Origin of the sequence: Chroococcidiopsis sp. (genome assembly GCF_051657925.1) — a bacterium.
GTDB lineage: Bacteria > Cyanobacteriota > Cyanobacteriia > Cyanobacteriales > Chroococcidiopsidaceae > Chroococcidiopsis.
Genome location: NZ_JBOFLP010000162.1, coordinates 1 through 12,998 on the forward strand (window position 1 = coordinate 1; position 12,998 = coordinate 12,998).

Genomic DNA, 12,998 nt, shown 5'->3' on the forward strand with positions numbered 1-12,998 from the left:
TGTCTCAAGATAGAGGAATAACTTGAAAAAGATCCCTTCTGGGGATAGAGTGACTCATTTGATTTCAGGGATTATGCTGATTTTGTATAAACTTAAGTATCAAATAGAACAGTAAATTACTGAGAAGGAGCTTTATTGAAATCATGTCTAATCTAAATTCTGGTAATAACTATAACCGTGAAGTGCGTCAAGAGTCTTATCAAGATACCAATGGCAATACCCACATCAATGTGACAAAGACGACTGAATCTAACGATTTATATCAACACGGATACGTACATGGGCGAGTTGCAGAACGCAGTAGTCAAGAGAGAGCATCAGCTGTAAAAGATAATGAAAATGCGGCGCGAGGTTTGCTTTTGGGAATTCTGCTGACAACAATTGCAGTTTTGAGTGCGGGAGTCATTTGGTATTTGAATCAATCTGCTCAAACATCTACATCGACACCACAACCCCTTCTCGTTCCCGTACCTAGTGACAAACCAAACACAGAATCTTCTACGGTCGATCGCAGTTCGGAAAAACAAACGATAATTGAGAAAATCAAGGAAGTACCAGTTCCAGTTCTGCAACCGCCAGCATCTACTGCACAGCAGAAAGAAAACACGACGACTCCCGTTCCTATACAGCCTGAAACTGAAGCTCAGAATACTCAACTCCAACAGAATAACGGTGCTACTACCGAATCTCAAACACCATCTGCTGAGGGTACGTTAGGTCAAGATACAACTACAAGTGAAAGTTCTTCTCAGTAGACAATAGTAAGGTGGGCAATGCCCACCCTACGGTTAAATTTTTTCAAAATGTTCGACTACTGGAAATGGATCGTAAAAGTGGTGTAATAGTTTTTTCCATTGTTGATATTCAGGAGATTTTCTAAATTCAACTGTATGAGCTTCTAAAGTCTTCCACTTAATAAGTAATAAATATTTTCCTTTAATTTCTATACATTTATGTAATTCGTGGGATAAATACCCATTCATAGACGAAATAATTCTGGAAGCCTGTTTGAAAGTTGCTTCAAAATCGCTTTCCATTCCCAACTTGATATTCAGCATTACTGCCTCAAGAATCATAAAATACCTCCCAGGAAGCTAGCCAATTGTATAGTTTTTATATTAATTATCATATATGTAAAAACTTATAAACTAAGTTACTAGGAGGTAAGAATGCGGCTGAGTGCAGGGTGTCAAATTACATATGAAGTCAACGCGCCAACTCCACTCATTTTCATGCTTAGACCTCGCAGTGGATTGGGACAATGGGTGATGCGAGAGGAATACATCATCGAACCCAGCGCACAAGTTATAGAGTATACCGATAGTTATGGTAATTTGTGTCAGCGGATGGTAGCGCCTCCAGGTCCATTTCAGGTACAAACTACAGCTGAAGTAGACACCGCAGATAAAATTGATACTCAACCTGGCGCGCCGTATGTACTAGTACAGGATTTACCGGAGAGTACGCTGCAATTTCTGTTACCCAGTCGCTATTGTCAAGCAGATTGCTTGGGAGATTTAGCAAATGAGATTGCTGGCAATGCTGCACCTGGATACGATCAAGTAGAGGCGATTCGCAGTTGGATTCAGCAAAATATAGAATATCGCTACGGTACGAGTGATGCTTCTACTTCTGCTGTGGATACAGCCGAGCAAAAAGTAGGGGTCTGTCGCGATTTTACCCATTTGGGTATTGCCTTAAGCCGCAGTTTGAACATTCCGGCACGGATGGTAGTAGGATATCTTTACGAGTTAGATCCGATGGATCTGCACGCTTGGTTTGAAGCGTTTGTAGGTGGACGTTGGTATACGTTTGATGCTACCCAAAAAGAACCAAGGGGTAATAGAATTGCGATCGCCTACGGACGAGATGCGGCTGATGTTGCCTTAGTTACCCAATTTGGTGCAGTACAATTGAAGAATATGAAAGTTTGGGTAGATAAAGCTAATACCTAAAACCCTACTCCCCACTCCCTAAGCTCATGGAATGGAAAGAAATTGCTGGGAACTGGGTTTTAGTTCCCCACAAACAAATCGGGATCGTGCATTTTTTAGGAGGTGCGTTTGTCGCTACTGCACCTCAACTGACGTATCGCTGGCTCTTAGAACAACTCGCTGAGGAAAATTACGTTGTCGTTGCTACGCCGTTTGTCAACACTCTAGATCATACTGCGATCGCCCGCTCGGTACTGAACGGTTTTGAAAATGCGATCGGACAACTTTACGCTAAATCTCTCCTCCGCAGCCGCTATTTACCAATTTACGGCGTAGGGCATAGTATGGGGTGTAAACTCCATCTATTGATTGGCAGTCTGTTCAATGTCGAACGCGCTGGTAATATCTTAATCTCTTTCAATAATTATGCGGCGCGAGATGCTATCCCCTTGGTACAGCAGTTGAATTTTAATCCGGGCTTCTCTGTCGAGTTTACGCCTTCACCCCTGGAAACCAATACTCTGTTGCAAACTCGTTACGAGGTTCGCCGCAACTTAGCGATCAAGTTTACCAATGACACGATCGATCAGTCTGAAGCTTTGGTGAAGTTGCTGCATCAACGCTTTCCTGGGATGGTAACATTAAAAACCCTCAGCGGTACTCATACCACGCCTTTAAGTCAAGACATACAATGGCAAACTGGTTCTAACTTTACACCTCTTGATGCAGTAGGACAGTGGTTTAAGCAAGAGTTTTCTCGCGATTTAAGACAGCTAAGACAAACAATCGTACAGTGGCTTAATCCTGTTTCTATGTTGTGATTGTGGTGTTGCGATCGCGAGTGGATTGGGTTACTACTGATTCAATCACAACTCTGTTGCATACATATAAAGTCAGTTAAATTCAGCTTTTTTAACCATGTAGAAAATTATTGTCTATACTTAATTGTGTTTCCACCTAGCGATAGAGGAATTAAAGTTATGCAGTTCTTAACTTATTAACATATAGGCAAATTACTCCTACATTACAGCAGTATTTATCTCTAAACCAGCGCACAGATATGCAAATTTTACTTACGCCACCATAATAGTAATTTTCTAAGTTGGAATAACTCTAGTCATGTATACCTGACATACAGAGTTAAAAATGTTGTGAATTGATATATTATCTAAGCTCGATCGCACAAGATTTGTAGCTATAGAATTGCACTCTACGATACGAATTTAAGCTAAATCAGAGCTTTGCAACTCACACGAACAGAGTTGACTTGTCAGCTTATCAACTTTAAGTTTCAAGTACATTATTGCTGATAAATACATTCTTTAACATCGCTAGGTTTCTGATATTAGCGATCTAGAAGTGTAGCCATTTTAACCAGGTATAAGGAGATAGATTGTGAGCCAATTTGATAGTATTGGACAGTTTTTTCCGCCTAAGAAAAAAGGTTTTTCTGAGCAGCTCAAGAAAACATTTAATAATGGAAAACAACTGCTACCAAAGAGTTTTAAGCAATCTGCCAAACAAGCATTCAAACCTTTTTTTATGCTCAAAACAAGAGTAGAGCTACTACAGGCAGGCGTGCAGCCTTTAGCAGAAAACTGGTGTGAGAGAGGAGTTAGCGCTCATCGCATTTATTTAGATTGGTATTTACAAAAATTCACGGCAGATATTAAAGGTCATTGCCTAGAATTTCAAGACGATACTTATACATCTCGTTTTAGGGATCGGATTACCAAGCTAGATGTTTTAAACAAGGATTATATTCCAAATGCAACTATTGTTGCCGATTTAACTCAACCAAACGATTTACCTAGTAATACTTATGACTGTATCATTTGTACGTATGTTTTACACATAATTGCAGAACCAGAAAAAATCGTTTCAGAAATGCATCGTATTTTGAAGCCAGGGGGTGTATTACTGATTGCCGTACCGAATATTACAATTAATTATCCTGCCTATCCCGAATACTGGCGCTTTACAGCTCGCGGTTTGCACTACATCTTAGCTAAATCTTTTCTTGCCGAACAGATCGACATACAAACTTATGGAAATTCTCTTGTAGCTGCTGGAGAACTCCGCGGCATGGTAGCTTTTGATTTTGCTAAGGCGAAATTGGAATATAACGATCCGCGTTTTCCACTGATTGTTTGTGGGAGGGCAGTCAAATCAGAACAATAATATAGAGAGCGGATGCGATCGCCACAAGTAAGATTACCACTCTATCGGTTGGCGATCGCGGAAAAAGCTGCTTGTGGGTCCATCATCCGCTAAAGTTGCCAGCCACACAATTGAATCCACGCCTTGTTCCAAGGTACGAGTTGCATTAGCACCACCCATATCAGTTCTCACCCAGCCAGGACAAACGGCATTTACTAAAATATTTGTTCCCTCTAATTCATTGGCAAAAATTCGCGTCACGGCATTTAACGCGGTTTTAGAAATGCGATAGCTAGGATATCCCGTACTCATGTCATGTAGTTGTCCCGCACCAGAAGAAACATTGACAACTCTGCCATAATTATGCTCTTTCATGATGGGAATTAAGGCTTGGCATAGTAGTATTGGACCAATTGTATTTGTCTCTAGTGTGGTTTGTAGTGTCTTCAGTTTTAAGTTAAAAATACTACCATCTGAGTCCGCATAATCGAGTAGTACGCCAGCATTGTTTATCAAGATATCTAAGCGTCCGAACTGACTTTTTACAAATTCTGCTAAACGTGCCACACTGTCTGGATTGGTGACATCTAGCGAACGATAAATAACATCTAATCCCTCTGCTTGCAGCTTGTCCGTTGCTAGCTTTCCTTTTTCTTCATTACGACTAGTCAGAATAACTTTAATATTTTGTTTTGCTAATTGACGGCAAGTTTCTAAACCCAAACCGCGATTTGCTCCTGTCACGATCGCAACTTTTTTAACTTCGCTCATATTTTTTTATCCTCGCAAAGTTTCAAAAACCTACTAAAAACATATTAGACTTCTGACTGGATAAATTTTATGCATTTATTCAGAAATGCCCAATACCGCACAGGAGAGATTTGTATCTAACTGTCGAATCACTAGACTATTTTGAGAACGACAACCTAACAGCAGTATGTCTGCTGTTTCAGTCTCTACAATATTTTTGAGTTCCGTAGCTAAAGAACCAAATCGTAGATGAGCTACAAACGTACCTTTCCATGCTTCAGCTAAACATCGCGCTCGCCATAAAATTTCGTCTGCTTGTGCTAACAAAACTGTTTTAGATTTAGTTGCGAGTGCCTGAGTTCCAGAGAGAGTAGCAACAGGTGTAGATTTCTTTTGTCCCCGACGAAAAGCCTTTGAGGAACTATAAATTTTAGTCAGTAACTCTATTTGTACTTCATCTAAGACATAAACAACGTGAATTGTGACTTGGTTTTGAGTTGCCAAGCGAGTTTGATGAGCAATTAATAAAGCTAGATCTAACGCTGCTTGGCTGTCAGGAGAACCGTCATAACCGACAACTAAATTTAGCGATCGCTCGGATGTATTATTCTGAGTTTGATATCCAGTTGGCATCCGCAAGATCAAGTTGTGTACGTCTTGACTACCTAGAGCATTTTGCAACCGCGCCAGAATGGGTTTGAGGTTCACAGTTTTTCCTTTGGGTAAGTGGGAGACAAGGGAGACAAGGGGGACAAGGAAGAAGCTAAATCAATATACATTCTTCTATCTTCTGACTCCTGACTTCTGACAAATTATTCGTCTTGGGTGAAATAGCGATCGAGAAAATCTAAGGCGCGATCGCGTAATTCCATGTATTCTATTGAATGTCGCATAGCATGGCGATCGCGTGGGTGAGGAAAGGGAACGTCGATGATTTCACCAATTTTAGCGTTGGGACCATTGGTCATCAAAACAATGCGATCGGACATATAAATTGCCTCTTCTACGTCATGAGTAATCATCATCACCGCCTGTCGCTGATGTTCCCAAATGTCTAAAACTTGTCTTTGTAATTTCCCGCGAGTGAGAGCATCTAATGCTCCGAAAGGTTCGTCCATTAGTAGCATTTTTGGACGAGTCGCTAAAGCTCGTGCAATTCCTACTCGCTGTTTCATTCCTCCCGATATTTCATCAGGATACTTATCTGCTGCCGCTGTTAAATTCACCATTGCTAAGTGTTCGTTGACAATGCTAATTTTTTCGGCACGACTAGCATTTCTTATCACTTCATCTACTGCGAGCCTAACATTTTCCCTTACTGTTAACCACGGCAATAGGGAATATTGCTGAAACACCATCATTCTTTCTGCGCCTGGTTTGCGGATTTCTCTCCCTTCCAGCCTTACCGATCCGGCAGTAGCTTTTTCTAAACCCGCCACAATTTTTAGTAGAGTCGATTTACCACAGCCAGAGTGACCGATAACAGAAATATACTCGTCTTCCGCAATAGTAAGATCGATGCCATCGAGAACGACAAATTCACTACCATTAGGATTGCGGTAAGATTTGACGAGGTTTGTAATTTCTAGGAAGTTGCGAGAATTATAGTCAAGCTCGTTTTGGTTAGGATAAAAACTTGTGGATTTGGTCATAAGATTATAGGGAGCAGGGAGTAGGGAGTAGGGAGTAGGGAAAATACCAACTACTAACTCCTATTAACTAGACATAAAAAAAGATTTTGGACGATTTGCTCTAATTTCAAAACTGTTGAGATATCCCACTGGATCGCTAGGATCGAAGGCTTTTTTGTCAATAAAAGCTGTGGCTGGTTCTACCTTGTAATCTTCTTTCGGACATTCAATTCCCATTTCGGCGGCGATGTCGCGGTATAAATCGGTTCTCCATGCTTTTCGGGCTACAGCTTCGGCATTTTTGGGAACTTCTGGTATTTGTCCCCACCGTACTGATTGAGTCATCAACCACAGGCTTTGAGACTGCCATAAAAAAGTGGAATGGTCGTTTGGTATTGTGGCAAGGTGAGCTGGATAATCGAAAAAGACTGTTGTTTCCGGTGCTTTGACAAGCCGCTTTTGGTCATCGAAACCGCCATAGTTGTATTCCCCCACGATCGCCGGACGGGTCAATTTTGGCTTAGCCGCAGTAAAGGAACGTTGTGAAATTAATTTAGCAACTTCTTCCCGATTTTCTGGTCTACTGCAATACTGACAGGCTTCAATCATTGCCTTAACGAGCGATCGATAGGTTCTTGGATAGTTGGTAATAAAGCTTTCCATCACCCCCAGCAATCGATCTGGATGTCCTTGCCACACTTCTCTACCTTGGGCAAAGGTAAAACCTACACCTTCATTACCAGTAATGGCGCGAGTGTTCCAAGGTTCGGCAACCATATAAGCTTGCATCGCCCCAATCCGCACGTTCGTCACCATCTGGGGTGGAGGAATGATAATAATCCGAAATTCTTTTGTCGGATCTACACCCGCCGCCGCCGAGAGATAGCGGACGAAATATTCGTAAATGGCAGAACTTAACACGACTGCCCAGACTCGCTTTTCTGAAGCCAAGTTGTCGAAATAGTTGCGAAAATCGCGCCCGAATTCTTCTAAATTGCCGTTGTACTCTCGCCAAGGACGCAAACCCGCATCCCACATGGCGCGATTCATGGTCATAGCGTTGCCGTGGCGGTGGATTGTCATTGCCGCACATAGGGGGGCATGACGTGCGCCTTCTGCACCTGTCCTAGCATTGGTAACAGCGCCGCTGACAACGGGAGCAGCATCGGTACGTCCGAAGATGATGCCATCTCGTGAAGTTCCCCAGCTAGCTTCGCGGTTGAGTTTGACATTTAGTCCATACTTGCGGAAAAATCCTTTCTGCCAAGCGATCGCAAATGGGGCGCAGTCGTTGACTGGTACGTAACCTACGGTCAAATTTGGCTTTTCTAAGGTTTTCGGATCGATTATTTGTTCGATCGCTGCGGCTTCTGCTGTCAGTCCTGTAGCACTTCTGTCACTGCTAATCGCACAGCTACCCAGCGACATTCCCCCTGCTGTCGCGCCTATTCCTGCTAAAAACTCGCGTCGCGTCCAGTTGTTCATAGTTATTTGTCATTGGTCATTGGTCATTCGTCATTTGCCATTTGCCAGACAAACAACAAAAATCGTGCCTAATTCTTTTACTCACCCCTCACTCCTCACTCCTCACCCCTTCCTACGTGGGGCGGCGGTGAGTGACTAACGATTCAATTTTGGCAACAGCAAAATCTAATAGTAAGCCTGTTAAGCCAATTACCAATACTGCGAGGAAGACAGAACTCAAATTGAGGCGACTCCATTCATCCCAGACAAAAAAGCCAATGCCAACGCCACCTGTAAGCATTTCTACGGCAACAATTACCAGCCAAGCAATACCCAAACTAATTCGCAAACCTGTAAAAATATAAGGTAAACTAGCGGGCAAAATAATTTTAGTTATTTGTCTCCAACGGGGCATTTCCAGAACTCTAGCCACATTGATATAGTCTTTAGATACGCTCGATACACCCAAGGCTGTATTAATAATTGTGGGCCACAAAGAAGTAATAAAAATTACAAAAATTGCCGAGGGATCTGCCAAATTAAAAATAGCTAGGGCGATCGGCAACCACGCTAAAGGCGATACGGGTTTGAAGATTTGAATAATGGGATTGAGTGCCATCATTGCTGGCTTTGACATTCCAATCAAGAAGCCAACAGGAATTGCTACTGCTGCGCCTAAAGCAAATCCGATTAATACTCGTCGCAGACTTGCCAACAACAGCCAGCCAATGCCTAAATCGCCTGGACCGCGTTGATAAAATGGGTTGAGAATATAGTCTAAATTCGCTACCAATGCTTGTGGTGGAGTAGGCATTAATTCGGGATTGACAAGAGCGATCGCCCACCACAAAATAATGATGCCTAAGAAACCAGCGGCAGGTAACAGAACAGCATCCCTGACAACAATTGGTCTAACCCTTTTCCACGCAGCTTGTCCGGCTACTGCTAGAGTAGCAAGATTTAACTGAAATATCATATTGATACTCCTCAGAGTCGATCTCAGGTACGTAAAATCGAGCAGTACCAGACAGGAACACTGATGAGTTCAAAACATTAATGAAATAATGCTTACTCTTCAGTCTCCTCTCAATGCCTACGAAGTTAGCTGACGGGCTAGGGCTGAGAGATGCCCCTCTTAAATATAAGATAAGCCCCTTACAATTGGTTCCTCCGTTCTAGTCTCGTCTATATGCAAATGAAGGACTAGATTAGGCTGACTTACTCTGATCTTTCCTAAGATATCATCGCTATTTCTCTACCGTCAATCATTCTGTAGATATATGTATTTATTTGGTAATTGGTGGTTGGTAATTGTTAGATGGTAAAGGAGTGCTGATAGTTTTTTGGGTGGCGCTCGCAATTCACAAATGACAAATGACGAATGACAAATGACCCATTAAATCAAAAACCGAATTGTAACATATATAGCAGCAGTCACTAATTGGACTGCCATTACGGGTAAACCATATTTGAGAAAGGTTTTAAATGAAATTCGCCGTCCGTGTTGTTCGGCAATTCCGGCAGCGACTATGTTAGAAGAAGCTCCAACTAAAGTTCCGTTTCCACCTAACGTTGCACCAAACATCATGGCATAAAACAAGGGTAATACTTCTGCTGGTAGATCTCCAGTATAACCTTGTTCTAAAATAGCTGGCGATGCTAACCCAATATTAACTACGTACTGTTTGAGTAGTGGAACCATTGCCACAACTAAAGGAATATTCGGCACGACGCTAGATATTATGCCAACGAAAAAGAGTAATACTAGCGAACCTAAAGCAATATTTTTACCTAAAATTACTGCTAAAACACCAGAAAGGCTAGTCACGACTCCAGTTTTTTCTAGCCCACCAATTAAGACAAAAATGGACATAAAAAATATTAACGTACTCCAATCGACATCTCGCAAAATATTATTAACTGTATCAATTTTGCTATGATGCGACAGTAACAATGCTAAAGCTGCACCTAATAAAGCTACCGCAGCAGGAGAAATTGGAGTTGGTAACATTTCACCAATAACGAAAAATATTAAAACGCCAGCAATTAAAACAATTCCTAATGTTAAAACTTGCGGATGATTGATTTTTGGATGAGGGAGATGTTCTAAATCTTCTAAATCTTTATGCCAAATTTTACGAAATAAAAATGGTAGCATTGCAACCACAGTAATAACTGCAATAACTCCACCTAAACTGAGGCGCGTGAGGTAATCAACAAAGCTGACGTTTACGGCATCTCCGACAATAAATGTAGCTGGATCTCCCACCAATGTTAGTAATCCGGCACTGTTGGCTACGAATACCATTAAAATCAGTAGCGGTACAAAGTTTACCCCTACTTCCTCTGCAATCGGAGGAATCAGCGGTGCTAGTAACATAACTGTTGTAGCATTGGGCAAAAAAGCGCAAATTGGAGTTGTAATTGCCACAATTCCCAGTAGCAAGCGCTTGCCTTGTCCTTTAGCTAAAATAACAATTTGGGTGGCTAAGTATTCAAAAACTTTTGTGGGTTCAAATGCTCGTACCAACACCATTACGCCAAAAAACAAAGCAAGAGTAGAGTAGCTATTACCAATATACCCAATTGCTTCATTTAGTGTTAGCACATTTGTAAAAACCAGAATTAAGGCTCCTAAAAATGCCGCGATAGTCAAGTGTATCCATTCTGTCATCACGAAAAAGATGACGCTAAGGAAAGTAATAGTGCTAGCGATCGCCTGCCAGTTTTCCATATTATTACTACTAGTTTGATTATTAATTATTTTAGCCAAAGTTGTAGAGCTTTATATCCATGCAAAACTCTACTAATGCGCTTGATATTTATTGGTAGTTAGCTACATACGGCTAAGGTAATGAAGCGATCGCATCTGTTTGTGATTCCGAACCTGTAGCAGTTCTATTTGATGCTTGAAATTCAAGCGTATTAGAGTGGGCGTTGCGCGTCTGACAATCCTTCAAGGCGAATTGCTTTATTTTTACCAGTGATTTTTGTGGGATTTTCATCTGCTATTTTTCAGTCTCTTCAAGTGCAGGTACAACAGGCTTAACAGTACGAGCCTTGGAAGCTGAACCAAGCAGAACATTATTGATAATGTTGCTTATTTCAGTCTCCTCTCAACGCCTACGGAGTTAGCTGACGGGCTAGAACTGAGAGATGTTCTTCTTGTCAAGGATGAAGTATGAAGCTCTGAACTCGATACTCGTTCTTGCTAATTCATCTTTGAACCAGATAAGCCCCAGATTTTGGTTCCTCCGCTCCAGTTTTACTAAAGTTTTGAACTCCTCAACACAAACACCACTGGATTAGGCTAACTGTTTTCAAACTATTGAAGAGAAATCTAACATTCTTACTCAAATTCGTCAAATTATTTCGGGTAGCGTTCAATTTTTGCAGACAATTACAATAACATCAAGCCAAAATCTTCAGCAGATGAATCGATCCGCTATTGGTGTCGAAAAGCTTTTCAGCTATCTCTACGGGGCAGAAGTGCGGATGAACAACTCGCGAAATAGCACCGTAGCATTGCTGCCGAAGTATCGAACGATAGAGTGGTTCCACCATCTGGCAGGTTCCTATAAACTGAAGATTGCCATGCCTATCTCTATGCGTGCTTGAAGTGATGCAAGATTTCAGTCAACTGCTGCTCGATAACAGCGATACGATTTTGAAGGACTGGATTGCTGCCATTCGTGCAGATAACCAAATTGAAACAGCTAACGAACTGCCGTACAAATCTTTGCAAGATAGCATACCGCGCGTGATTCAAGCGATGGCAACAGTGCTTTCTCAATCACAAGATAGCGATTTGAAGACACTAGTAGAGGTGAGTTTAGAACACGGTGTCATTAGGGCAGAACAAGGATTTGAGGCTGGGGAAATTGCCCGAGAGTATCGAATTCTGCGTTATGTTATCTTCTCTACCATTGAGACAAGCTTGCAGACAAGCTCAGCGTTAGAGGTGATTCGTGCTTTTCGGTTAATTGATACTGTGATTGATGAAGCGATCGCCCGCTGCTTTAAAAGCTACACCGAGCAACGATTGGCAGAACTACAACAGCTACAAAGTCAACTGACACTCAACAATCAGGAATTAACGCGGCTGGTGCGGGCAAATCGAGAAAATCTCTCCCATCTCGCCCACGAACTCAAAACCCCTTTGACTTCAATCATTGGCTATGCCGATTTATTTTTGCGCCTACAGCGGAAAGACAGAGTTGAGGTAAAAGATAGCTACACCAATATAGAACATATCGAACGGGTGTTAAGCGGTGGTAGGCATTTATTACACCTGATTAACGATGCTTTAGAAATCTCGCGATACGAAGCAGGGCAAATGCAACTACAGCCTGCAACAGTCGAGATTCGCGGGTTAGTAAGCGATCTTGTTGCGATGATGCAACCTGCGGCACAAGCGAAGGAACTCAAATTAATCCTCGATCTAGCATCAGCCCCCAAAGAAGTTGTCACGGATTCGTTACGATTGCAGCAAATTGTGACAAATCTGATTAGTAATGCGATTCGCTACACGCCAGATGGAAAGATTTCGGTGAAATGTTGGGCGCTCGATCGCGAACGATGGGCGATCGCAGTTGCCGATACAGGCGTGGGAATTGAGCCAGAAGCACAGCAGCGCGTGTTTGAACCCTATTTTCAAGCCGGAACGATCGCCATACCCAACAGCACGGGTTTGGGGCTGGCGATCGTTTCGCGCTTAGTCAAGCTGTTGCAGGGAAAGATTGAATTAGCCTCTGAGGTTGGAGTTGGCTCAACGTTTACAGTGACTTTTCCGCTAAAAGTTAAGACAAATTAACACTCTGCGAGCGATAATTTATAATTTATGATTTTTGACTGTTAAGCTGAAATCATCTTAAGTTAATTGTCATTGATTAAGAAATATTAGACAATTGCTAAAACTTTCTATTATTGAGCCAATTTTCCTCAAAATTTTTTAAATTAACGTGAGTTCGACGAGTTAAAAAAGGGCAGGAGGTAGAGCAAGTAGCTCTTTTGGGTAAATGTCCAGCGACGGTTTTTTCTCCTGATAGGTGTAAGCAAC

Annotated in this window: 14 protein-coding genes and 2 riboswitches; of the genes, 6 read left to right on the forward strand and 8 right to left on the reverse strand. The window is 41.9% G+C overall.

Annotated elements, in window-relative coordinates; genetic code table 11:
• Positions 1-143 precede the first annotated feature (143 nt).
• A complete protein-coding gene (locus ACRC32_RS13285) occupies positions 144-755 on the forward strand; it encodes a hypothetical protein (protein WP_438554417.1) in 612 nt (203 codons plus the stop codon).
• 33 nt (positions 756-788) lie between these two features.
• Here the strand turns inward: ACRC32_RS13285 and ACRC32_RS13290 are convergent, their stop codons facing one another.
• A complete protein-coding gene (locus tag ACRC32_RS13290) occupies positions 789-1,076 on the reverse strand; it encodes an antibiotic biosynthesis monooxygenase family protein (protein WP_438554418.1) in 288 nt (95 codons plus the stop codon).
• Between the two features lie 93 nt (positions 1,077-1,169).
• On the opposite strand from ACRC32_RS13290, the gene ACRC32_RS13295 reads away from it, so the two are divergent.
• The 3 genes from ACRC32_RS13295 to ACRC32_RS13305 all read left to right on the forward strand — a co-directional run bounded on the left by ACRC32_RS13295 (position 1,170) and on the right by ACRC32_RS13305 (position 4,115).
• Positions 1,170-1,955 (forward strand): transglutaminase domain-containing protein, encoded by a 786-nt coding sequence (locus ACRC32_RS13295; protein ID WP_438554419.1) that lies wholly within the window; start codon positions 1,170-1,172, stop codon positions 1,953-1,955.
• A 26-nt stretch (positions 1,956-1,981) separates the two neighbouring features.
• On the forward strand, positions 1,982-2,755 hold the full coding sequence (locus ACRC32_RS13300) for a DUF1350 family protein (protein WP_438554420.1): 774 nt from the start codon (positions 1,982-1,984) through the stop codon (positions 2,753-2,755).
• A 574-nt stretch (positions 2,756-3,329) separates the two neighbouring features.
• Positions 3,330-4,115, forward strand: coding sequence for a class I SAM-dependent methyltransferase (locus tag ACRC32_RS13305; protein WP_438554421.1), 786 nt, complete (start codon positions 3,330-3,332; stop codon positions 4,113-4,115).
• A gap of 33 nt (positions 4,116-4,148) precedes the next feature.
• Here ACRC32_RS13305 and ACRC32_RS13310 read toward each other — a convergent pair whose 3' ends face one another.
• The 7 genes from ACRC32_RS13310 to ACRC32_RS13340 form a co-directional block, all read right to left on the reverse strand.
• A complete protein-coding gene (locus ACRC32_RS13310) occupies positions 4,149-4,865 on the reverse strand; it encodes an SDR family oxidoreductase (RefSeq protein WP_438554422.1) in 717 nt (238 codons plus the stop codon).
• Between the two features lie 75 nt (positions 4,866-4,940).
• On the reverse strand, positions 4,941-5,552 hold the full coding sequence (locus tag ACRC32_RS13315; RefSeq protein ID WP_438554423.1) for a universal stress protein: 612 nt from the start codon (positions 5,550-5,552) through the stop codon (positions 4,941-4,943).
• Positions 5,553-5,656: 104 nt separating this feature from the next.
• On the reverse strand, positions 5,657-6,496 hold the full coding sequence (locus tag ACRC32_RS13320; protein WP_438554424.1) for an ABC transporter ATP-binding protein: 840 nt from the start codon (positions 6,494-6,496) through the stop codon (positions 5,657-5,659).
• Between the two features lie 63 nt (positions 6,497-6,559).
• The gene (locus tag ACRC32_RS13325; protein ID WP_438554425.1) at positions 6,560-7,960 is read right to left on the reverse strand and encodes an ABC transporter substrate-binding protein; all 1,401 of its coding nucleotides are present in this window, start codon (positions 7,958-7,960) and stop codon (positions 6,560-6,562) included.
• Positions 7,961-8,072: 112 nt separating this feature from the next.
• Positions 8,073-8,915, reverse strand: coding sequence for a nitrate ABC transporter permease (ntrB, locus tag ACRC32_RS13330; protein WP_438554426.1), 843 nt, complete (start codon positions 8,913-8,915; stop codon positions 8,073-8,075).
• Between the two features lie 99 nt (positions 8,916-9,014).
• Positions 9,015-9,164: riboswitch (cyclic di-AMP (ydaO/yuaA leader) on the reverse strand.
• A gap of 171 nt (positions 9,165-9,335) precedes the next feature.
• Positions 9,336-10,673, reverse strand: coding sequence for an ArsB/NhaD family transporter (locus ACRC32_RS13335; protein WP_438554427.1), 1,338 nt, complete (start codon positions 10,671-10,673; stop codon positions 9,336-9,338).
• Positions 10,674-10,785: 112 nt separating this feature from the next.
• The gene (locus tag ACRC32_RS13340) at positions 10,786-10,944 is read right to left on the reverse strand and encodes a hypothetical protein (protein ID WP_438554428.1); all 159 of its coding nucleotides are present in this window, start codon (positions 10,942-10,944) and stop codon (positions 10,786-10,788) included.
• A 100-nt stretch (positions 10,945-11,044) separates the two neighbouring features.
• Positions 11,045-11,225: riboswitch (cyclic di-AMP (ydaO/yuaA leader) on the reverse strand.
• Positions 11,226-11,371: 146 nt separating this feature from the next.
• On the opposite strand from ACRC32_RS13340, the gene ACRC32_RS13345 reads away from it, so the two are divergent.
• Both ACRC32_RS13345 and ACRC32_RS13350 read left to right on the forward strand, forming a co-directional pair.
• Positions 11,372-11,557 (forward strand): hypothetical protein, encoded by a 186-nt coding sequence (locus ACRC32_RS13345; protein ID WP_438554429.1) that lies wholly within the window; start codon positions 11,372-11,374, stop codon positions 11,555-11,557.
• Between the two features lie 4 nt (positions 11,558-11,561).
• The gene (locus ACRC32_RS13350) at positions 11,562-12,752 is read left to right on the forward strand and encodes a sensor histidine kinase (protein WP_438554430.1); all 1,191 of its coding nucleotides are present in this window, start codon (positions 11,562-11,564) and stop codon (positions 12,750-12,752) included.
• The last annotated feature ends 246 nt before the right edge of the window (positions 12,753-12,998 follow it).

Coding starts and splice junctions, on each gene's coding strand:
- ACRC32_RS13285 (WP_438554417.1), top strand. CDS start 144: ATGTCTAATCTAAATTCTGGTAATAACTATAACCGTGAAGTGCGTCAA.
- ACRC32_RS13290 (WP_438554418.1), bottom strand. CDS start 1,076: ATGATTCTTGAGGCAGTAATGCTGAATATCAAGTTGGGAATGGAAAGC.
- ACRC32_RS13295 (WP_438554419.1), top strand. CDS start 1,170: ATGCGGCTGAGTGCAGGGTGTCAAATTACATATGAAGTCAACGCGCCA.
- ACRC32_RS13300 (WP_438554420.1), top strand. CDS start 1,982: ATGGAATGGAAAGAAATTGCTGGGAACTGGGTTTTAGTTCCCCACAAA.
- ACRC32_RS13310 (WP_438554422.1), bottom strand. CDS start 4,865: ATGAGCGAAGTTAAAAAAGTTGCGATCGTGACAGGAGCAAATCGCGGT.
- ACRC32_RS13320 (WP_438554424.1), bottom strand. CDS start 6,496: ATGACCAAATCCACAAGTTTTTATCCTAACCAAAACGAGCTTGACTAT.
- ACRC32_RS13325 (WP_438554425.1), bottom strand. CDS start 7,960: ATGAACAACTGGACGCGACGCGAGTTTTTAGCAGGAATAGGCGCGACA.
- ntrB (WP_438554426.1), bottom strand. CDS start 8,915: ATGATATTTCAGTTAAATCTTGCTACTCTAGCAGTAGCCGGACAAGCT.
- ACRC32_RS13335 (WP_438554427.1), bottom strand. CDS start 10,673: ATGGAAAACTGGCAGGCGATCGCTAGCACTATTACTTTCCTTAGCGTC.
- ACRC32_RS13340 (WP_438554428.1), bottom strand. CDS start 10,944: ATGAAAATCCCACAAAAATCACTGGTAAAAATAAAGCAATTCGCCTTG.
- ACRC32_RS13345 (WP_438554429.1), top strand. CDS start 11,372: ATGAATCGATCCGCTATTGGTGTCGAAAAGCTTTTCAGCTATCTCTAC.
- ACRC32_RS13350 (WP_438554430.1), top strand. CDS start 11,562: ATGCAAGATTTCAGTCAACTGCTGCTCGATAACAGCGATACGATTTTG.